The organism is Nostoc sp. FACHB-190 (assembly GCF_014696905.1).
Lineage (GTDB): Bacteria > Cyanobacteriota > Cyanobacteriia > Cyanobacteriales > Nostocaceae > Nostoc_B.
This window is the reverse complement of record NZ_JACJQW010000046.1, coordinates 18136-40719: the sequence shown is the minus strand read 5'-3', so window position 1 is coordinate 40719 and position 22584 is coordinate 18136. Positions and strand designations below refer to the sequence as shown.

Below are 22584 nucleotides of genomic sequence, written 5' to 3'. Positions count from 1 at the left end.
TTAGCAATTAAACCCAGTAAAAATACTAACCTCTAACCCCTTTCTCATCAACTTCGGCATTTAACCAATTAAGAAACCCTGCATTCACCATTGTGGGTGAAATCTCTGCAACAAAGTTAGTGTAGCTGATGTGCTGGCGGATTAACTTTTCAATTTCTGCACCATAACCATCTTGAGTTTTCACTATCAGTACTACTTCTGGTTCTTCAGTAATTTCCCCTTCCCAGCTATAAGCGCAGGTAATCGGAAACCAATTCACGCAAACTGCTAACTTATGTTCGAGTAATGAGCGTCCAATTTGTCGCGCTTCATCTGTATTATTCAATGTGACGTAGTAGAGCTTCATTGAACATTCCCATTAAATTTTAGAACTGAGTAAGAGATTTATCTCAATTAAATTTGAACTAAATGAGCGCATAAATCAACTACGGCAACATTTTCTGATTTTTTACGTCAGCTACCAAATACTTGTGATTAAATCCTTAATTGTATGTTTTCATCCTGTCTTCTATCTAAAGTAGTAAATTATTTCTATAAATTTATACATATTTCCAGAGCTAAATTTTCAACCAGGAAGTTCATAAGTTTATGACTTATGACCGATTAATAAATATTAATTTTTCAGTAGAAATATTTAAGTAGCATCACCAAGAAATAGAAACTGGGGAAGCATTGGGTGTTGTACCCCATAGCAATGGCGAAGCTTTTTGGCTGATAATTTTTAATGGCAGAACAGAGGTGCGTGCCTACCTAGTAGATAAAAATGGCATCAATAGTAAATATGTAGCTTCACCAATTGATTTTCCCGAAAATCGGTTGAATCCCTTAGTTGGTAAAAAAGTTCATAAAGGTTCGATTATTTTCAGTCCCAATTGGCAGAAAGTTGCTTTGGGTGTGGCAGGGTTAGGAATTGCGATCGCCAAAGTTGACCGGACTACAGGTACAATTAGCCACAGCGATTTTTTAATTCGCGGTTCGGCTGGTTATTCTTGCGCCTTCTCCCCTGATAGTACAAAGTTGTATTACTCTAGAGGTGATTGGGAGTTTGGACAGTGGAAACACCAGACTTTAGAAGGTTGGAACGCCACACCACATCAAATCGACTTAGTGACTGAGATTGAAACCGAAATTGATATTTTACCTATTGGCGATACAACTGGCTATTCCGGGCCGAGGTTAGCACCTGACGGCAAAATCTATTGGACAGGACAAGGCAAATCTTCTCTAGCGGTAGTCGAAAACCCCAACGCGCCAGGACACGCCCTCAGATTTAACCCTGATGGCTTACCCTTGGGAAATGGGATATTTGCTAGTTGGAACTTACCAACACAGACGTTTAGTTTTTGTCGGGAGTAGGGAGTGGTTCGGCTACTTCGGCTGCGCTCAGTACAAGTACGCTCACCAACCGGGAGTAGGGAGTAGGGAGTAGGGAGTAGGGAGTAGGGAGTAGGGAGTAGGGAGAGAATCTTTTACTCAGCACTCATAACTCAGCACTCATAACTCAGCACTCAGCACTCAGCACTCAGCACTCAGCACTCATAACTCAGCACTCAGCACTCAGCACTCATTACTCACCTACATACGTCCCTAAAGCACGGGCGCTGTGTATCAAATAACTGCCGGGGTCTACGGGTGATGGGCTTTTAGCGACTACATCAGCAATGGGGACAGAGACGACTTGGCCATTTTGCCAAGCTACCATCCGGTCGTATTTTTCTTGAGCAATTAAATCTACAGCAGCTTTGCCAAAGACTGTAGCTGTGAGTCTGTCTAAGGCAGAAGGAATTCCACCGCGTTGAATATGTCCTAAAACTGAAACTCGTGTATCTACTTCATGGTTAGTACATTGAGCGATTTGGTCTGCAATGTATTGTCCCATACCACATTTTAATGATGGGGATTTGCTATTGAGTTCTAAACTGCAACTGTTACCAAAATCGGCTACGCAGGGTGAAATACCTTCCGCAACAACAACAATGGCAAATTTCCGCCGCCAAGTATTTCGCAGTTCGTCAATATGTTGACATAAACCGGGAATTGTGTATGTTAATTCGGGGATTAATATGACATCTGCGCCGCCGGCAATACCGGAATGTAAAGCTAAATGTCCGGCGTTGCGCCCCATCACTTCGACAATCATGACGCGATCATGGCTGGCGGCGGTAAATGTGAGACGATTGAGAGCATCAACAATTGTATTGACAGCAGTATCAAATCCGATCGCTCTTTCTGTTAAAGCAACGTCATTGTCTATGGTTTTGGGAATCGTAATTAAATTCCAATTGCCAAGAATAGCTAGTTGATGGATGATATTCATACTGCCATCACCACCAATAGCAATTAAAGCATCTAATTTTAACTCGGCATAACCAGCAATCATCTCACTAGCACGGGCTAGGGTATCACCTTTATTGATTGTGCCGAGAATAGTACCGCCCATATTCAACAGGGGATCAATACCGCGCAAATCCCAACCGTGAACACTGAGTGCGATCGCTTGTCGCTCTAATAAACCTTGTGTAGCGTAAGGAATACCAACAACTTCCCAATCGTATGTGAGTGTGGCATGACTCACAACTGCACGAATCACACAATTCAAACCCGGACAGTCGCCACCACTAGTAAGAATACCAATACGTTTTTTCATAAAAGTAGGGAGTAGTGAGTAGGGGATAAATGAAGATTTAGGGAGTAGAGAGTGGAAAGTAGGGAATAAATTCTTCAATAGCAACAACACCTAAGAATGTCAGGGATTCATAAGGTTTATGAGTGTATCAGGACTTACGCGCAAGCGGCACCACAGAGGCGCAGAGTTCACGGAGAAATGAGAGTTTGAGAGATATTTTGCGTAAGTCCTATTTATATCAGTTCTTCACCCCACTCCCCACTCCCAACTCCCAACTCCCGGCTTTAGCCATGATAATAAGATGGTTCATAAATCCGCCCCCATTCAGGTTTATAAGTCCGCAAGGCCTTCATATATTGGGCGCGTTCAAAGGCGCTGGGATTTGGGCAATTTTTCTGACTCATGCTACCTTGCAACTGTCGGACTGATTCGTATTCGTGTTTTTCCATCCATTGGCGCATTTCCTCCTCGATGCAACGGATGTGATTAATACCTTGACGCAGCAGTACAGAACACAACATAGTAATATTTGCGCCAACCATTAGCATTTTTAAGACATCGTGAGCGTTATGAATACCACTAGTTGCGGCTAAGTCGGCATGGATGCGATCGTAGAGAATAGCAATCCAACGCAGAGGTAAGCGGATATCGTGGGGAGTGCTTAACAATACGTTTGGTTCGACTTCCAAGGTTTCGAGGTTGATATCTGGTTGATAAAAGCGGTTGAACAATACCAAAGCATCGGCCCCAGCATGATCTAAACGCTGGGCGAAATTGGCCATATTGGTAAAATAGGGACTCAGCTTGACTGCAACGGGAACATTCACAGAGGCTTTGACGTTACGCACCATATTGACGTAACTTTCCTCGATATCTTCCCCTGGAAGTTCCGTGTCAGTTTGGACGTAGTAAGTATTTAATTCTAGTGCGGAAATACCTGCTTGTTCTAAAAGCCTAGCGTAGTCAGTCCAGCCATCTAAAGAAGAACCATTCAAACTGCCAATAATCGGGATATCGACTTTTTCCTTAGCTTTGTGAATGAGTTCTAAATACTCGTCTGGGCCGATGCGAAATCTTTCTGGTTCAGGAAAATAAGTGAGAGATTCCGCAAAACTTTCTGTGCCATAAGTTAAGTGATGATGCAACTCGTAGCTTTCTAAGATTAACTGTTCTTCAAACAGTGAGTGCATTACCACTGCACCAGCACCAGCATCTTCCATCCGTTGAATGTTATCAACATTTTCTGTTAGGGGAGACGATGAGGGGACAAGGGGCGATCGCAGTTGCAACCCCATGTATGTTGTAGTTATATCCATATTATTTAAGGGGTTAGAGGTTAGAAGCTAGGGAGTAGGGAGTATGAAATTTCAGACTTCACACTTCATACTTCATACTTTTCAACTGTTGATAGGTTTGCCATCGCGTATGAACATCGGCTTGGGCTTCTTGGAGTAACTGCTTGGCTGCTGCGGGGTTAATTTTGGTCAGCATTTTGAAGCGGTTTTCTAAATACATCGATTGTTCTATCGGTAGTTTTGGTGTGCGCGAGTCTATTTGTAGGGGGTTTTCGCCGATGTTGCGGAGTTCGGGGTTATACCTATACAGTAGCCATCTACCAGAATCTACGGCGGCTTTTTGATTTTGCATACCTTGACTCAAATCTATGCCGTGAGCAATGCAATGACTGTAGGCGATAATCAATGATGTTCCAGGATAAGCCTCGGCTTCTAAAAATGCTTTGAGTGTATGTTCATCTCTCGCACCCATCGCCACACTTGCAACGTAGACGTTACCGTAAGTCATGGCGATTAAACCTAAGTCTTTTTTGGGTGCAGGTTTACCACCAGCCGCAAATTTGGCGACTGCGGCTTTCGGGGTAGATTTGGACATCTGCCCTCCTGTGTTGGAATATACCTCTGTATCAAGCACTAAAATATTCACATTCCGACCACTGGCGAAGACGTGATCTAGTCCGCCAAAGCCGATATCATACGCCCAACCATCACCACCAATCATCCAGACGCTCTTTTTCACGAGGTAGTCGGTAATACTCAGCAGTTCCTTGGCTTTGGGGTGATTAATAATTTCTAGCTTTTGTTTGAGGATAGCAATGCGATCGCGTTGTTCGCAAATATCGGCTTCATCTTTCTGCACAGCGTTCAGAATACTATTTGCTAGTTCTTCGCCTACCACTGGTGCGAGTAAAGTTAACAATTCAGCAGCGAATTCGGCTTGTTTATCAATGGAAATGCGAAAACCTAACCCAAATTCGGCGTTATCTTCAAATAAACTGTTAGACCAAGCGGGGCCTCGTCCTGCGGCGTTTTGTGTCCAAGGTGTGGTAGGTAAGTTACCGCCATAAATCGAAGAACAACCAGTGGCGTTAGCAACAATCATGCGATCGCCAAACAACTGTGTTGCTAATTTAATATAGGGAGTTTCCCCACAACCGCCGCAAGCACCAGAAAATTCAAATAGCGGTTCTTGCATTTGCTGTTGGTTGATATGATTTAGCTTTAAGTTGCGTCTATCAGGGTTGGGAAGATTCAAAAAGAAATCCCAATTTTGCCGTTCAGCTTCTCGCAATGGGGGTTGTGGTTCCATATTGATGGCTTTTTTGCGTGTTTCGCTTTTATTCTTCGCGGGACACACATCGACGCAAATACCGCACCCTGTACAATCTTCTGCTGCTACTTGGATGGTATATTTTAACCCGTGCCAATCATGGTCTTTGGCATTGGTACTCTTAAAAGTCGGCGGTGCATTTTCTAGTTCTTGGGGTTCATAAACCTTACTGCGAATCACACTGTGAGGACACACCATCACACATTTACCACACTGCACGCAGACATCTGCATCCCACACAGGAATTTCTTGGGTAATGTTGCGTTTTTCCCATTTGGCGGTTCCGGTGGGGTAAGTTCCATCCACAGGTAACACACTCACAGGTAAATCATCGCCACATTTAGCAATCATTTTACCCAACACTTCCCGCACAAAAGCTGGTGCAGTATCGGGTACAGGTGGGCGCAGTTCGATGTGACTATCTACACCTTGAGAAACTGGGACTTCGTGGAGGTTCTCTAAGGTGCGGTCTACGGCGTTGAGGTTCATTTGCACAATTTCATTGCCCTTTTTGCCGTAGGATTTGATAATTGATTGCTTGATTTGGGCGATCGCTTCTTCCCGTGGCAACACACCAGATAAAGCAAAAAAGCATACTTGCATGACCGTATTTATTCTGCCACCCATTCCAGCTTCACGGGCAACTTTATAAGCATTAATTACATAAAATTTGAGTTGCTTTTCAATAATTTGTGTTTGAACTAATCTCGGTAATTTTTGCCAAACATCTTCTAAATTGTAAGGACTATTTAATAAGAAAGTTCCACCAGGGATAATATGCGCTAACATCTCAAACTGTTCTAAAAATCCCCATTGGTGACAGGCGACAAAGTTGGCTTGGCTAATTAAATAAGTTGAGTGAATAGGTTGAGAACCGAAGCGGAGATGTGAAACCGTCACCGAACCAGATTTTTTCGAGTCGTAGACAAAATAACCTTGGGCGTAATTATCAGTTTCTTCGCCAATAATTTTAATAGAGTTTTTATTTGCACCCACAGTCCCATCGGAACCCAAACCATAGAAAATTGCCCGGACTATATTATCAGGTTCGATGTGAAATTCAGGGTCATAATCTAAGCTGGTATGGGTAACATCATCGTTAATGCCAATTGTGAAATGATTTTTGGGTGTAGTTTCTGCCAAATTATCAAACACCGCTTTAATCATCGCTGGTGTAAATTCTTTGGAAGATAAACCATATCTTCCGCCAACAACTTTAGGAGTGCTGAGTGTTGTACACTGAGCGACTTGTACCGAGCGAAGTCGAGGTAAGTCGAAGTGTGAGTGCTGAGTGCTGAGTACGTGTTCAGTTATAGCTGTAACAACATCCAAATACAACGGTTCGCCCGATGAGCCTGGTTCTTTACTGCGGTCTAAAACTGCGATAGTGCGGGTAGTGGCGGGTAAAGCATCAACAAATCTTTGACTATCAAAGGGACGATATAGCCGTACTTTAACTACACCAACTTTTTCACCACGGGCATTGAGATAATCTACGGTTTCTTGGACGGCTTCGCAACCAGAACCCATAATCACGATAATTCTCTCGGCGGTTGGGTCGCCATAATATTCAAATAATTGATATTGTCGCCCTGTCATTTGGGCGAACTCATCCATGATTTTTTGGGTGATTTCTGGACAATTATTATAATAAGAATTAACCGTTTCTCTGGCTTGAAAATAAACATCAGGGTTTTGGGCTGTACCCCGTAACACTGGTTTATCGGGAGTTAAGGCACGGGAACGATGGGCAAATACTAATTCATTGGGAATGAAAGCGCGTAAATCTGCTTCATCTAAAAGTTCTAATTTATCAACTTCGTGGGAAGTGCGAAAACCATCAAAGAAATGTAAAAAAGGCAGGCGAGATTCTAAACTTGCTCTGGTAGAAATTAAAGCAAAATCATGGGCTTCTTGCACAGAGGCGGCGCATAACATCGCAAAACCAGTACCACGACAAGCCATCACGTCACTATGGTCGCCAAAAATCGATAGACCTTGGGCAGCGAGCGATCGCGCCGCAATATGAAATACTGTAGGTGTGAGTTCTCCGGCGATTTTGTACATATTCGGGATCATCAACAATAATCCCTGGGATGCGGTGAATGTGGTTGTTAAAGAACCTGTTTGCAAAGCACCATGTACAGCACCCGCTACGCCGCCTTCACTCTGCATCTGCACTACTGTTGGTACGGTTCCCCAAATATTTGGTTTACTTTCACTCGCCCAAGCATCCGCCCATTCAGCCATCGGTGACGAAGGCGTAATGGGATAAATGGCGATAACTTCATTCAGTTTATAGATAACTTGGGCAACAGCTTCGTTACCATCAATGGTTGCAAAGGTTCTGTTGTTCATTCTGCTCCGTTCCCCTGGTTTGATAAAAGAGGCTAGTATCGCTACACGGAAGTCAAAAGTTAAAAGTCAAAAGGCTTGTGGTATCGTTATTATTTCTTTTTCCTTTTGCCTTGTTGTACTAGCCTCTCTTGCTTCTAGACTTTGCTGTTTCTAAGTTGAAGTTAAAGTAAAAACTTGAGGAACTTGTGAGGACAATATACAAGGAAGGATTCTTAGCTGAAACCACATAGATTAAGTCATAAATAAGACTAAGTGATTCAACTGTTGAGCAACAGCTTATGATGCGGTTATAGTCAAAATCCAATATTTATATATATTTTGACTAATTTTATCTGTTTGTGAACACTCAGTTATTTCTTGGGAATACTAGCTTTATCAATATAAATTATACCATGAGGTCAGTAGAGATGGCGGCTAGTGCTACTCCCGTGATTCCTGGATATCAAATTAGCTCTCAGCTTTATGCAGGTTCTAAAACCCAAGTTTATCGAGCTATCCGAGAGAAAGAAAATCTCCCAGTCGTCATTAAACTGCTGACCTCTGAATCTCCCAACTTCAATGAATTATTGCAATTTCGTAACCAATATACCATTAGCAAAAATCTCAATATTCCTGGGATTATTCGTCCTTTAGGGTTAGAAGCATATAACAATGGTTATATTTTGGTGATGGAAGATGCTGGAGAAATTTCTTTAAAAGAATATGTTGAAAATACGCCATTATCACTCGTTGATTTTTTAGCGATCGCTATTCAATTAACCCAGATTTTGCAAGATTTACACCAAAATCGTGTGATTCATAAAGATATTAAACCAGTCAATATCTTAATTCAGCCCCAAACTAAAAAAGTTAGATTAATAGATTTTAGTATTGCCTCTCTTTTACCCAAAGAAACTCAAGAAATTAAAAGTCCTAATATTTTAGAAGGTACACTTGCTTATATCTCTCCTGAACAAACAGGAAGAATGAATCGAGGGATAGATTATCGTAGTGATTTTTATTCTTTAGGTGTGACGTTTTATGAGTTACTAACCGGAGAATTACCATTTATCTCTGCTGATCCAATGGAGTTGGTGCATTGTCATCTGGCAAAAATGCCAACAGCAATAGGGAACAATAAAGAAATCCCACAGATAATTTCAGATATTGTGCTGAAATTAATGGCGAAAAATGCCGAAGATAGATATCAAAGTGCTTTGGGATTACGATATGATTTGGAAACTTGTTTAGCTCAACTCCAAGATACAGGCGAAATTAGAAATTTTGCCATAGGAAAGCGGGATACTTGCGATCGCTTCTTGATTCCTGAAAAACTTTATGGCCGAGAATCTGAAGTCAGCATCTTATTACAAGCTTTTGAGCGCGTCACTAATGGTAGTTCCGAAATGATGTTGGTGGCTGGGTTTTCGGGAATTGGTAAAACTGCTGTCGTCAATGAAATCCACAAATCAATTACTCGTCAGCAAGGATATTTTATTAAAGGTAAATTTGACCAATTTAACCGGAACATTCCCCTATCAGCATTTGTGCAAGCATTCAGGGATTTAATGGGACATTTATTGTCAGAAACTGAGGCACAGTTGCAAACTTGGAAAACTAAAATTTTGGCGACTTTAGGTGATAATGGACAAGTGTTAATTGAAGTAATTCCTGAACTAGAATTAATTATTGGGAAACAACCTACTGTGCCAGAAGTATCAGGAAATGCGGCACAAAATCGCTTTAATTTATTATTTTCAAATTTTATTGCTGTCTTTACAAGCAAAGCACATCCATTAGTTATTTTTCTCGATGATTTACAGTGGTCAGATTCCGCTTCCTTACAATTGATTAACCTGCTGATGCAGGATAACAGTTATTTACTTTTATTGGGAGCTTATCGAGACAATGAAGTTTCACCTACACATCCATTTATGTTGATGGTAGATGAACTGAAGAAAGCTCAAAAAACTCTGAATACAATTATTCTGTCGCCCCTTGCTTTCGGTGATATGAATCAATTAGTTGCCGATACATTGCATTGTACAACCGAGCGATCGCACCCTCTGACAGAATTAATTACTCGCAAAACTCAAGGAAATCCATTTTTCATTACCCAGTTTCTCAAAGCATTACACGAAACCGGCAAGATTATATTTAATCGTCAACAAGGCTATTGGGAATGTGATATTGCCCAAATCAATACCTTATCTCTAACTGATGATGTCGTAGAATTTATGGCGACTCAGTTACAGAAATTACCTAGTGAAACCCAAGAAGTACTCAAGTTAGCCGCTTGTATTGGTAATTCTTTTGATTTAACAACTTTAGCGATTATTTATCAACAATCACCAGACAATACAGCAACAGCTTTATGGAAAGCTTTACAAGAAGGATTGATTCTGCCACATAGCCAAATGTACAAATTCTATCTTAATTATGATGTAGCTGAAAAAAATATTGGCAATATCGAAAAGGTCGTTTACCGCTTTCTACATGATCGCGTCCAACAAGCTGCTTATTCCCTCATTCCTGAATCACAAAAACAAGCTACTCACCTCAATATTGGTCAATTACTTTTGAGTAATTTAGCAGTACCAGAATTAGAAAACCGGATATTTGATATTGTAAATCAGCTAAATATTGGGATAGCATTAATTCAAGATATTCACCAAAAAGAACAGTTAGCACAGTTAAATCTACAAGCTGGGAATAAAGCGAAAGCTGCTACAGCTTACTCCGCATCTGTCAGTTATTTAAACACTGGTGTTGCACTTCTAAATCCAGATAGCTGGCAAAGTCAGTATGAGTTGACTTTGAAACTGTATGAATCTTTAGCAGAAGCAGAATATTTAAATACTAATTTTGCCAAATCAAAATATTTAATTGACCAAACCCTATTATCGGCTCGTCACTCATTAGACAAAATCAAGGTCTATGAAATTCAAATTCAATCATACACATCCCAAAATCAACTTCTAGATGCAATAGATACAGGTAGAGAAGCTTTGAATTTACTGGGTATAGATTTCCCAGAACAATGTGATGTTGAAACTATGAACAATCAACATCAAAAACTCAAAATTATTTTAGGCGATCGCCCAATAGCAACCCTAGCTGATTTACCACTGCTAAATGAATTATATCAATCAGCAGCAATGCGAATTCTGGCGGGTTTATTTGCATCGGTATATTTAGCTAAACCAGAATTGTTACCTTTAAAAATATTCACAATGGTGAAAATCTGCATTCAATATGGTAACTCTCCTCAAGCTGCGATCGCCTATAGTTTTTATGGCTTATTTTTATGTGCTACAGGAGAAATAGCACGCGGCTATGAATTTGGTAAACTGGCAACTATTGTTTTAGAAAAATTACAAGCTAAAGAATTAACTAGTAAAGTTAATTTTACTTTTGCCTTATTTATTAAACATTGGCAAGATTCTATTCGTTCTGTACTCCCAGTATTTTTATCTGGTCTAACTAGTGGGTTAGAACATGGCGATTTAGAATATGTTGGTTATTGCGCTAATAGCTATTGTCAATTTTTATTTTGGACAGGAGAAAATCTCGAAATTACTGAAGCTGAAGCAGATAAATACTGTAAATTAGTTCAGGAAATTAAACAAGAAGCCTCTGTAATTTGGGTAAATACATGGCGACAAACAGTCAATAATCTGCGGGGTAAAGCGGAAAATCCTACAATGCTCATTGGTTCTAGCTTCAATGAACTTGTAACTCTCCCATCTTTAATTCAAAGTTGTAATGTATGTGGAATTTGCTATGTTTATTTAGCCAAACTTTTACTGTTGTATTTATTTAATGAACCTAAACGTGCAGAAGAGTATGCGAATAAATTTGAAGAATATGAGCAAGGTGTAGCAGGATTATTGGTTCTGCCTTTGAAGAATTTCTATCAATCTTTGAGTTTACTATCATTATATTCTAGTCCCGATGCAGAGATTAAAACTGTTGATTTTGATAAGGTTATCAATAATCAACAGTTACTGAAAAAATGGGCGGAACATGCTCCGATGAATTACCTGCATAAGTTTCATTTAGTAGAAGCAGAAATTCATCGAGTATTAGGAAAACACTATGAGGCTATAGAATACTATGATCGCGCCATTTCTCAGGCTCAAGCTCATGGTTACATCCAAGAAGAAGCCTTAGCCAACGAACTGACAGCCAAATTTTACCTGAACTGGGGTAAAGTAAAACTGGCTCAAGTCTATATGGAGCAAGCTTATCACTGCTATGCTCTTTGGGGTGCAGCAGCCAAAATCACCCATTTAGAACAACAATATCCCCAACTACTTGCAGCTATTATCAAACCCACAAAACAAGGCCTTAACTCTGAAGCAAGTATAACTCAATATATCTCTAGTAAGACTACTGGTAAAGACTTTTGGTTAGATTTACCAGCAGTTATGAAAGCCGCACAAGCTATTTCACAAGAAATTGAATTAGAAAAATTATTGGCAACTTTAATGCAGATTGCCATAGCTAATGCAGGCGCACAAGTTGGTTATTTATTTTTGCTGCAAAATGAACAATTAGTAGTAGTAGCTAAAGCCAATACTGAGCAAGTAACAACTTTAGAAGTTCCTTTAGAAGAATCCCAGAATATTCCCCAAAGTTTGATTTATGCCGTAGCACGCACTCAACAAACGACTGTATTTGAAAACCTGAGTGATTCACTACAATTTGCCAAAGATAAATATATCATTACTCATCAGCCTAAATCAGTTTTATGTACTCCCATTAGTCGTCAAGGCAAACTTATCGGGATTTTGTATTTAGAAAATAACTTAACTATCGGAGCTTTTACAAGCGATCGCATTGAAATTCTACAACTGCTCACCAGCCAAGCAGCTATTTCTGTAGAAAATGCTCGTTTATATCAACAAGCAGAAAATTATGCTTATACCTTAGAAGTAGAAGTAGAACGTCAAACTCAAGCCCTCAAGCAAAAAGCTGAAGATTTAGAACAAACTTTAACCCAATTACAACAAACTCAAGCACAATTAATTCATAGCGAAAAAATGTCATCTCTTGGGCAAATGGTAGCGGGAATTGCTCATGAAATTAACAATCCAGTAACTTTTATTCAGGGCAATCTTAATCATACAAAAAATTACATTCAAGATATGATGCGATTGCTAAACCTTTATCAGCAGGAATATCCCCAACCTAATTCTGCTATTCAAGCTATGGAAACAGAAATTGAGCTTGATTTTTTATTAGCAGATGCTAATCAAACCTTAGAATCCATGAAAGCAGGTAGCGATCGCATTAGTCAAATTGTTTTGAGTTTACGTAACTTTTCGCGGCTAGATGAGGCAGAAATTAAGGCTGTAGACTTACACAGTGGAATTGAAAGCACATTATTACTTGTGCAGCATCGCTTACAAAAATCCGCAAATTCCCCCGAAATACAGGTGATTAAGAACTATGGCAATCTACCTTTAGTAACTTGCTATCCCAGTCAATTAAATCAAGTCTTTCTGAATATTATTAACAATGCGATTGATGCAATTCGAGCGCATCCCCAAAACAGTGAACAACCCCAAATTCGTATTTTTACTGAAGTAATTGAAAATGCAAAGTTAAAAATTGCGATCGCAAATACACACAGTTTCATCCCTGAGAGTCTCCACAACCGGATTTTTGAACCCTTTTTTACAACCAAATCCGTGGGACAAGGAAAAGGTTTGGGATTATCTGTGAGTTATTCAATTATTCAACAACATAAGGGTACTTTAACTGTGCGTTCTCAGCCAAACACAGAAACAGAGTTTGAAATTGTCCTCCCTATTACTTAAATTCCGCAAAACTCCCATCATCCCATATCAAGTTTGTTGTGTATTTTGGGAATAATTTAAACACCTTTAACCGTATTGCCAACTGTTCATATTTTCTTCAGTTGTCATTTTTTGCCAGACGCAACCCCACACAGCCATACTAGATAAACACAACTTGTAGAACTCGGCTCATGAAAAGTATTAGTTCACTTTCTCTTACCAAAAAGTCTCCCGTCATTCTCGTAGCTGATGATGATCCCGTCATCCGTATGACATTGCGGCGAATTATGGAAAATGAAGGCTACCAAGTAGTTGAAGTTGCTAATGGTAAACAGTGTTTAGATGCTTATGAAACTGTGAAGCCCGATATCATTTTGCTAGATGCTATCATGCCTGTAATGGATGGTTTTACCTGTTGTCAGGAATTATTACAAATTAACAGAGATAATTTAAAATCAGCAATGACAAAGTTTAATTCAGAGTTGGAAATACATGAACTCTTGATTTCTAAACTTTGGAAACATACACCAATAGTCATGATTACGAATTTAGATGACGAAGATTCTATTAATCGTGCTTTTGATGTAGGTGCAATCAACTTTATTACAAAACCAATTCAACTAACAGTCTTACGTCGGCAGTTGCGCCAATTACTCAAACAAGCACAAGTTTATAAACAATTAGAAGCAGCCAATAAAGCCTTGCAAGAACTAGCAAACGAAGATAGTTTAACTGGCTTGGCTAATCGTCGTCGCTTTGATGATTATCTCAATACCCAGTGGATTAATTTAGCCCAGCAAGCTTTACCTTTATCGCTGATTCTTTGTGACATTGACTTTTTTAAATTATATAACGACCAATATGGTCATCCGATGGGAGATGTTTGTTTAAAAAAAGTAGGTAATGCCTTAAACTCGACAGTTCAAAAATATCAAGATTTAGTGGCTCGTTATGGCGGCGAAGAATTTGCCGTCATTATGCCCAATACCCATGCGGCTGGTGCTGTTCATATTGCTCATTTAATTCAATCAGAAATCAGAAATTTACAAATTATTCATGATGGTTCTTTAGTGAATCAGTACGTGACTTTAAGCTTAGGCGTAGCAACTGTAGTGCCAACTTGGGGTGCGTCAGCTCTCGATTTAATTATTGATGCAGATAAGGCACTTTACCAAGCAAAAGAAGCCGGACGCAATCGCATTGTTTCAAATGTCAAGATGATGGTCTAAAATTTTACTTTTCCAGCAGATTATTCATAATTAGTCTTTTTTCAATACAATTCAAGAACAAAGCCGCATACCAAAAAACTTTCCACCCTCTCCCCTACAAGATACTGCACAATAAATGTAGTTCGTTGTGGTGACTACCAACAAATGCCAACTACACTTGCTGACGCACAAAATTTAGTTGCTGACCTCATCTCCCGCTACTCATCCCGTGTAGATTATTTGATGATTCGCCTAGAGGAAGCAGAAGGGACTGATATCTTGTTGCGTGGCGACAAAGTAGAAACCCTTAGTGAAGGTATTTCTATTGGTGGACATATTCGCGCTTGTTATAAAGGTGGCTGGGGTTTGAGCAGTTTTAACCAGCTTTCTACTATTAAAGAACGAATTGAGGAAGCGATCGCAGCTGCTCGCATGGTAGGTGATGAAGAAACTCTACTAGCACCCATTGACCCAGTGCAAGCAGTCTGTCAATTACCTTTGATGGGTACAGATCCGCGTAAAATTAGCTTATCGCAGAAAAAACAATTGTGCGATCGCTACACTCAACTATTAAAAAGTGTTGACCCTCAAATTACTACAACCTCCGTTCGCTACGGTGATAGCGCCCAAAGAATCATCATTGCGACCTCAGAAGGTACACTCATTGACCAATCTTGGGTAGATATGGAAATGCGCTTCGCCGCCACAGCCAGAAACGGCGAAACAGTCCAAACCGGAAGAGAAACAACAGGTTCTCGCAAAGCCTACGAAGATTTAATCAATTTAGATGAACAAGTCAAAAGTGCCGCACAAAGAGCCGTTGCAGCTTTATCTCTCCCACCAGTTAAAGGTAATACCTACACCGTAGTTATTGACCCCATCCTCACGGGTTTATTTGTTCATGAAGCCTTTGGTCATCTTTCCGAAGCCGATATGGCTTACGAAAACCCCGACTTACTCGAAGTTATGACCATCGGGCGGCGGTTTGGGCCAGAAGAACTGCAAATTTTTGATGGTGCAGCCCCAACCGGACACCGTGGTAGTTATTTTTATGATGATGAAGGTACACCCGCAACCACCACTCAACTTATCCAAGATGGGGTTTTAGTGGGAAGGTTGCACTCACGAGAAACCGCCGGCAAATTAGACGAAGCCCCCACTGGTAACGCACGTTGTCTCAATTATCACTTCAGTCCCATTGTCCGCATGACTAATACCTGGATAGAACCAGGAAAAACGCCAGTCGCCGATTTATTTACCGATATCAAAGAAGGAGTCTACGCCCGTAACTGGCTCGGCGGGATGACTAATGGTGAAATGTTCACCTTTAGCGCCGGGGAAGCATGGATGATTAGAAACGGTAAAATTGCCGAACCTGTCAGAGATGTCACACTGTCGGGTAATGTTTTCCAAACCCTAGCTGATATTGAAGCAATTGGCGATGATTTCTACTGGGATGAGTCTGGTGGCTGCGGTAAAGGAGGACAAAACGGTTTACCTGTAGGCTGTGGTGGCCCCAGCCTCCGCATTAAAGATGTCGTTGTAGGCGGAGAAGCTTAGTTAAATTCGTAATTGGTAATTTGTAATGATGAATTACCAATCATAAAATTTTCCATCCCAATAAGGTAAATTTATAGCGGTTATCGGTGGGATGAGGTACATTTCAACCCCACCCCCAACCCCTCCCCGCTTGCGGGGAGGGGTTGGGGGTGGGGTTCCGACTGTATTACAAGCAAGTAAGAACCGCTATATCTAGCCTCCAGCCCCTAGCCTCTAGCCACTATCAACTTGTACTGCACTCAATCGGAAAACGCTATATCTATGATTTCTTGAGCGAAGCCATCCACATATCTGGCGGGTCGGCATAGTAATCTATTTCTACAACTTGATATCGTAATAATTCAGAATCACACCGTAAAAGAATGTAATCAAATGGCAGAATGCCTTGACCGATGGCTGTCATTCTGCCTTCTAAACCACAACTGAGCAACTCAAATACGTAATCTTTACCTGGGATAAATTGACTGTAATCATGTGTTCTACATTTTTGCTTTGGTTCATTAATTGACATAACTGATAATGGCAACCAATTAAAAAAATTAAAACTTAAAGTCATAGCTTTTTTCATACCAAAATTACGAAACCGATATATCTTGAGCAATAACAAATAGTGAAAACCAGAAGATAACCTCTATCTCCTGATAAATAACTGTTTATGTAGATGAACCAACAGGTCGAATCAGTAACCGTTTCATCATTTTATAAGCAGGATTCCGAATCGAGGCAAGTTTTTTGTAGACTTAATTCTGAATTTTAATTGTTTAATTTTTAGCTAAAGATAATATCCGTGTTACTGTTGATGCTAACTATAATATCTATCAATGATTCAGTTTCTTGTAGTAGACTCCTCAAAGATAGGTTAGTACACAAATTATAGAAGTATAAAAGTTAGTGTTCACATCCTATTTACTAAAATTTCAATTAAGAACACTTGAAGATATAAGTCTTGATTACTTGACTTTCGATTATATATAAATATGTGTATTCAAGATGACATCCGAGTGTCATTTGGATGAATTTTTATCAAAAATACAAAATTTTAAATTATTTCAGTGGCCACTCAGCGAATTGTTAATACCAATTCCCGAAATTACTGATACACTTCCTCTGCACACGCCAGAGTGCTTCGAGTCGGGAGATACTTTCGGCAGTGAGGGAGTCGGCAAAGCCGCCCAACGCACTGCCTCACCACGCAACTGGCTCCTCTGCTTCCGATCGCCGAGCGACTTTTACCGAACGGAGTCGAGGTAAGTCGAGGCACTGCTTACCGATATGTATGATATTTAAAGTGAAATGGTATACTCTCTAGCCCCTAGCTTATACAAAAATAAGCGTTACAAAAAATGTAACAGCAACAGTAATACTTAAGCAAATTAGTAAAATAACAAAAGATTTTCCGCAATCTTGCTGATGACAAATCAAAAATTGTCATTAGCTCTTATACCCCGTCCCCTTTCACCCCTAAACCCAATTTCCATAGAAAATTTTGATGGGTAAGTCCTGGTTTGAAACCCTATCCCGCCTAGAACTACAGTTATAGGCTAATAGCCAAAGTCCACTCAACTGGACTGAAATGAACTTCTGCTTGAGTCCTCCCAAGAGGACTTGCGCTATGAGACTTGGAATTGATTCCGAGGCGGGATAGATGCACTCAACCTAGATTTATATGTACGCCATAGTCTTTAAGATGTCGGGTTTTGTTCCTCAAGCAAACCGACACCCAATATACAAAAAACTATGAACAATCCTTTTCCCCACTATCTTCTTTTACCTTTATTGCTGAGTTCGCTGCTGTTATCAGATACAGTCAGTGCCACATCAAAAACTCAAACCTTGCAGATAGCACAACAACCAACCCAACCAGACGCAACCCGCACCGCAGCAGAACAAGCATTGCTTGAAGGATTTGAGTTATACAAGCAAGGGACGGCCGAAAGCTTACAACAAGCACTTGAAAAATGGCAAATTGCCTTACCCCTGTGGCAGAAACTTGGCGATAAATCTAACGAAGCTTTTACTCTACTTGCAATTGGTCGTGTCTACGATGATTTAGGAGAAAAGCAGCAAGCACTGTCATATTATAACCAAGCTCTGCCCCTATATCGTGCAGTAGGCGATCGCTCCGGGGAAGCTACTACTCTCAATAATATTGGTCGAGTCCACGACATATTAGGAGAAAAGCAGCAATCACTGTCATATTACAACCAAGCTCTGCCTCTATATCGTGAGGTGGGTGATCGCTCCGGGGAAGCTACTACTCTCAATAATATTGGTCTAGTCTACTCAGGTTTAGGAGAAAAGCAGCAATCACTGTCATATTACAACCAAGCCCTGCCCTTATTTCGTGCAGTAAGCGATCGCGCAGGGGAAGCTTCTACTCTCACTAGTATTGGTGTAGTCTACTCAGATTTAGGAGAAAAGCAGAAAGCACTGTCATATTACAACCAAGCTCTGCCCTTATTTCGTGCAGTAAGTGATCGCGCAGGGGAAGCTGCTACTCTCCATAACATTGGTGCAGTCTACTCAGATTTAGGAGAAAAGCAGAAAGCACTGTCATATTACAACCAAGCTCTGCCCCTAATACGTGCAGTGGGCAATCGCTCCGGGGAAGCTTCTACTCTCACTAGTATTGGTGCAGTCTACTCAGATTTAGGAGAAAAGCAGAAAGCACTGTCATATTACAACCAAGCTCTGCCCTTATTTCGTGCAGTAAGCGATCGCTCCGGGGAAGCTAGAACTCTCCATAACATTGGTAGTGTCTACGACGATTTAGGAGAAAAGCAGAAAGCACTGTCATATTACAACCAATCTCTGCCCCTCAGACGTGCGGTGGGCGATCGCTCTGGTGAAGCTACTACTCTAAATAATATTGGTCTAGTCTACTCCGCATTAGGAGAAAAGCAGAAAGCACTGTCATATTACAACCAATCTCTGCCCCTCAGACGTGCGGTGGGCGATCGCTCTGGTGAAGCCAGAACTCTCACTAATATTGGTGCAGTCTACTCCGCATTAGGAGAAAAGCAGAAAGCACTGTCATATTACAACCAAGCTCTGCCCCTCAGACGTGCGGTGGGCGATCGCTCTGGTGAAGCTACTACTCTAAATAATATTGGTCTAGTCTACTCCGCATTAGGAGAAAAGCAGCAGGCATTGTCATATTACAACCAAGCTCTGCCCCTATATCGTGCAGTAGGCAATCGCTCTGGTGAAGCCAGAACTCTCACTAGTATTGGTGCAGTCTACTCCGCATTAGGAGAAAAGCAGAAAGCACTGTCATATTACAACCAAGCTCTGCCCCTCAGACGTGCAGTGGGCGATCGCTCTGGTGAAGCTAATACTCTCTTCCACATCGCTTACACAGAACGAGACAAAGGCAACTTGCAAACTGCGCTTACCCAAATCAAAGCATCCATCAAAATCATCGAAGAGTTACGCACCAAAATTGACGACAAAGAACTGCGTACTTCCTACTTTGCCACAGTACAAGATTATTATCAGTTCTACATCGACTTGCTAATGCAGTTGCATAAAAAAGAACCATCTAAAGGTTACGCCGCAAAAGCACTACATATCAGCGAACGCTCCCGCGCTAGAGGTTTAGTTGAACTATTAATCGAAGCCAATATTGATATCCGCAAAAATATTACCCCGGAATTAGCAGCCGAGGAAAAACGTCTGCAACTGCTACGAGAAGCCAAAGAAAAACAACTATCACAATTTGAAATTCAACCCCAACCAGCAGCAGAACTCATCGCCGCCACCAAAAGAGAAATCGAAGACATTCTCAAACAACAGCAAGAACTCACAAACAAAATTCGGGCGACTAACCCAGAATATGCCGCCTTGAAATATCCCCAACCCCTCACCTTGCCGCAAATTCAGCAACAACTCGACAAAGACACACTCTTATTGCAATACTCCATCGGTGAAGAACGCAGCTATCTGTGGGCTGTCACACCCAATTCTCTGGAAAGCTACGAACTACCAGGGCGCGAAAAGATAGCCCAAGCCGTCAAGAACTATAAAGAACCCCTATTATTTTGTCAAAACCGCGACTGTCAAAGCCTCTCTTTTCAGCAAGAAACTGCTAAATTCTTCCCAGCAGCAACCCAACTCAGTCAACTTATCCTCGCACCTGTGGCTGATAAATTAGGTGACAAACGCTTAGTTATCGTTGGCGATGACGCATTACAAAATATTCCCTTCGCCGCCTTAGTTGCACCCAACACTCCCGCCACCAACCAAAAAGATTACCAACCCCTCATCCTCAAACATGAAATTGTCAATTTGCCTTCCATGACGGCTATTGCTACCCACAGGCAAAAACTGCGTCAAAGGCAATTAGCACCCAAAACTTTAGCTGTTCTGGCTAACCCTGTGTTTAGTGCCGAAGATGAACGGGTAACAGGTAAACCAGCAGGAGTTACACCAGACTTAGACATGCGTGGTCAATTAGAACAGTCTGCCCTAAAACGCGCCGCACGCAATATCAACCGCAGTCAGTGGTGGGATGCGCTTCCCGGTACGCAGAAGGAAGCAGAGGCAATTTTACCGTTAGCACCATCAGACAGCCGCCTATTAGCTGTTGATTTTGATGCTAATTACAACTGGGCAACCAGCAAACAACTTGCACAATATCGCTTTGTGCATTTGGCAACACATGGCTTTGCCGACCCCACTAACCCAGAGTTATCAGGAATTGTGCTGTCTTTAGTTAACCAGCAAGGTCAATCTATTCCTGGTTATTTGCGCCTGAGTGATATTTTCAACCTGAATTTACCTGCTCAATTAGTGGTATTAAGTGCCTGTGAAACTGGTCTAGGTGCAGATATCAAAGGCGAGGGCTTGGTAGGGTTGACAAGAGGTTTAATGTATGCAGGTTCAGCCAGTGTGGCCTTGTCGTTGTGGCAAGTGAGTGATGACGCGACACCAGAACTAATGAAGGAGTTTTATCAACAAATGTTGCAAGGGAAAAAGTCACCGAATGCCGCCTTACGTGCAGCGCAAATAGCTATGTTGCAAAACCCTGATTGGCGTTATCCGTACTATTGGGGGGCTTTCACAGTTCAGGGTGAGTGGCGATGAGGCAGGAGGCAAGAGGCCGATGGGCTACCGTGTACACACAAGCCAAAAATGTTTGTGTTCAACCACATCCCGCCTAGAACTAAAGTTCCAGGCTTATAGCCAAAGTCCACTCAAGTGGACTGGAATGAACTTCTGCTTGAGTCATCTTCAGATGACTTGCGCTATGAGACTCGGAATTCATTCCGAGGCGGGACAGATGCACTCAACGAACATTTCATTTTTTTGTGTGTACACCGTAGGGCTGATGGGAAAGAGATTCAAACCTGCCTTTTATCATTCGTGGACTACCCTGCGGGAAGTTGCTAGTGCGGACTTCGTTTATATAGCCGAGCTAGGTGCAAGAAGTGAATTTAATCAGATTCTCGTTGAGAAATGGTATTAGTGTTCATAAATAAAGGAGTTTGATGTCATGAATAACAAATCTATTTTATTTATCTCTGGTGTTGTTGGTCTGATGACTTTGGGTGTTTGGTTTTCTGTGGAAGCACAGGTGAAAAAACAACCAGCAACAACCACAGCCCCGACGTTAAAAAAAGTAGGTCAATTAGAATTACAAAATAATGGCAAACCTTTTAAACCGTCAGAATTAGAACAATCAAATAAACCTATTAAAAAAGGAACCAGGGGAACTATAGGCAGAGACGATCGCCTGCCGATGTTAAGCAATAATTATCCTTGGTCTACTGTTGGTCGAATTGTGGGTGAATCGAACTCGCAAACTTACACCTGTACAGGAACTTTAATTGATGAAGATATTGTATTAACCAATGCTCATTGTGTAGTTGACCCCAAAACTGGCAATGTAGCAGATAGAGTTGCTTTTCTACCCAATGTAGTTGATGGTCGATATCAAGATAGAGCTTATGCGGTGCAGTATCTAGCGGGTACACACTTTCAAGATCAAAATGCTGCGGCTAATGATTGGGCGGTAATAAAAATTGATAGACCTCTGGGGCGTAAATATGGTTATCTAGGTTGGAAGTCGTTACCTTCTACAACTTTAATTCGCAATGAGAAAAAATTCTTTTTTGTCGGATATTCTGGTGATTATCCCCAAGCAGAAACAGAAAAGTTTTGGGGTTTAACAGCCGGACAAGGATGGACGGCAGGTTTTCAAGCTGGTTGCAGTATTGTAGATGAACAGTCCAGTATCTTATTACATGACTGCGATACTGCGGGTGGTTCATCTGGCGGCCCCATTATTGCTTCGATTGGTGGTGAACCTTATATTGTGGCTTTAAATAATGCGGAAATTAAAGATAGTAGCACTGGTAAAGGGATTATTAATTTGGCTGTGAATATATCCTTTTTAGATAGGTTATTTGGGAAGAAATAAGGG

At 41.1% G+C, this 22584-nt stretch carries 12 protein-coding genes; 7 read left to right on the top strand and 5 right to left on the bottom strand.

Annotated features, from left to right (window positions below; genetic code table 11):
• Positions 1-25: 25 nt before the first annotated feature.
• Complete coding sequence (gene cutA / locus H6G28_RS30940; protein WP_190589468.1) at positions 26-346, bottom strand: divalent-cation tolerance protein CutA; 321 nt, start codon at positions 344-346, stop codon at positions 26-28.
• Between the two features lie 326 nt (positions 347-672).
• Here cutA and H6G28_RS30935 point away from each other — a divergent pair, with 326 nt between their 5' ends.
• Complete coding sequence (locus tag H6G28_RS30935) at positions 673-1356, top strand: hypothetical protein (RefSeq protein ID WP_190676700.1); 684 nt, start codon at positions 673-675, stop codon at positions 1354-1356.
• 211 nt (positions 1357-1567) lie between these two features.
• Here the strand turns inward: H6G28_RS30935 and H6G28_RS30930 are convergent, their stop codons facing one another.
• From H6G28_RS30930 to nifJ, 3 genes are all read right to left on the bottom strand, one after another.
• Positions 1568-2647 carry an ATP-dependent 6-phosphofructokinase gene (locus H6G28_RS30930; RefSeq protein WP_190589466.1) on the bottom strand — a complete coding sequence of 360 codons (1080 nt, stop codon included), beginning with the start codon at positions 2645-2647 and terminating at the stop codon, positions 1568-1570.
• 263 nt (positions 2648-2910) lie between these two features.
• Entirely contained in the window at positions 2911-3942 is a 1032-nt protein-coding gene (locus tag H6G28_RS30925) for a dihydroorotate dehydrogenase-like protein (RefSeq protein WP_190589465.1), read from the bottom strand.
• A gap of 58 nt (positions 3943-4000) precedes the next feature.
• A complete protein-coding gene (nifJ, locus tag H6G28_RS30920) occupies positions 4001-7609 on the bottom strand; it encodes a pyruvate:ferredoxin (flavodoxin) oxidoreductase (RefSeq protein ID WP_190676698.1) in 3609 nt (1202 codons plus the stop codon).
• A gap of 392 nt (positions 7610-8001) precedes the next feature.
• Between nifJ and H6G28_RS30915 the strand changes: the two genes are divergently transcribed.
• From H6G28_RS30915 to H6G28_RS30905, 3 genes are all read left to right on the top strand, one after another.
• A complete protein-coding gene (locus tag H6G28_RS30915; RefSeq protein WP_190676696.1) occupies positions 8002-13413 on the top strand; it encodes a trifunctional serine/threonine-protein kinase/ATP-binding protein/sensor histidine kinase in 5412 nt (1803 codons plus the stop codon).
• A gap of 170 nt (positions 13414-13583) precedes the next feature.
• Entirely contained in the window at positions 13584-14621 is a 1038-nt protein-coding gene (locus H6G28_RS30910) for a GGDEF domain-containing response regulator (RefSeq protein ID WP_190589462.1), read from the top strand.
• Positions 14622-14765: 144 nt separating this feature from the next.
• Complete coding sequence (locus H6G28_RS30905; RefSeq protein ID WP_190589461.1) at positions 14766-16160, top strand: TldD/PmbA family protein; 1395 nt, start codon at positions 14766-14768, stop codon at positions 16158-16160.
• Between the two features lie 259 nt (positions 16161-16419).
• Here the strand turns inward: H6G28_RS30905 and H6G28_RS30900 are convergent, their stop codons facing one another.
• Positions 16420-16728 carry a hypothetical protein gene (locus tag H6G28_RS30900; protein ID WP_242054690.1) on the bottom strand — a complete coding sequence of 103 codons (309 nt, stop codon included), beginning with the start codon at positions 16726-16728 and terminating at the stop codon, positions 16420-16422.
• 422 nt (positions 16729-17150) lie between these two features.
• Between H6G28_RS30900 and H6G28_RS30895 the strand changes: the two genes are divergently transcribed.
• The 3 genes from H6G28_RS30895 to H6G28_RS30885 all read left to right on the top strand — a co-directional run bounded on the left by H6G28_RS30895 (position 17151) and on the right by H6G28_RS30885 (position 22581).
• Positions 17151-17411, top strand: coding sequence for a hypothetical protein (locus tag H6G28_RS30895; protein ID WP_190676694.1), 261 nt, complete (start codon positions 17151-17153; stop codon positions 17409-17411).
• Between the two features lie 486 nt (positions 17412-17897).
• The gene (locus tag H6G28_RS30890; protein WP_190676693.1) at positions 17898-21245 is read left to right on the top strand and encodes a CHAT domain-containing tetratricopeptide repeat protein; all 3348 of its coding nucleotides are present in this window, start codon (positions 17898-17900) and stop codon (positions 21243-21245) included.
• Between the two features lie 409 nt (positions 21246-21654).
• The gene (locus H6G28_RS30885; protein ID WP_190676691.1) at positions 21655-22581 is read left to right on the top strand and encodes a trypsin-like serine peptidase; all 927 of its coding nucleotides are present in this window, start codon (positions 21655-21657) and stop codon (positions 22579-22581) included.
• Positions 22582-22584 lie beyond the last annotated feature (3 nt).

Excerpts from the sequence above, each read along its gene's own strand:
- cutA (WP_190589468.1), bottom strand. The coding sequence starts at position 346 with ATGAAGCTCTACTACGTCACATTGAATAATACAGATGAAGCGCGACAA.
- H6G28_RS30930 (WP_190589466.1), bottom strand. The coding sequence starts at position 2,647 with ATGAAAAAACGTATTGGTATTCTTACTAGTGGTGGCGACTGTCCGGGT.
- H6G28_RS30925 (WP_190589465.1), bottom strand. The coding sequence starts at position 3,942 with ATGGATATAACTACAACATACATGGGGTTGCAACTGCGATCGCCCCTT.
- nifJ (WP_190676698.1), bottom strand. The coding sequence starts at position 7,609 with ATGAACAACAGAACCTTTGCAACCATTGATGGTAACGAAGCTGTTGCC.
- H6G28_RS30915 (WP_190676696.1), top strand. The coding sequence starts at position 8,002 with ATGAGGTCAGTAGAGATGGCGGCTAGTGCTACTCCCGTGATTCCTGGA.
- H6G28_RS30910 (WP_190589462.1), top strand. The coding sequence starts at position 13,584 with ATGAAAAGTATTAGTTCACTTTCTCTTACCAAAAAGTCTCCCGTCATT.
- H6G28_RS30905 (WP_190589461.1), top strand. The coding sequence starts at position 14,766 with ATGCCAACTACACTTGCTGACGCACAAAATTTAGTTGCTGACCTCATC.
- H6G28_RS30900 (WP_242054690.1), bottom strand. The coding sequence starts at position 16,728 with ATGAAAAAAGCTATGACTTTAAGTTTTAATTTTTTTAATTGGTTGCCA.
- H6G28_RS30895 (WP_190676694.1), top strand. The coding sequence starts at position 17,151 with ATGACATCCGAGTGTCATTTGGATGAATTTTTATCAAAAATACAAAAT.
- H6G28_RS30890 (WP_190676693.1), top strand. The coding sequence starts at position 17,898 with ATGAACAATCCTTTTCCCCACTATCTTCTTTTACCTTTATTGCTGAGT.
- H6G28_RS30885 (WP_190676691.1), top strand. The coding sequence starts at position 21,655 with ATGAATAACAAATCTATTTTATTTATCTCTGGTGTTGTTGGTCTGATG.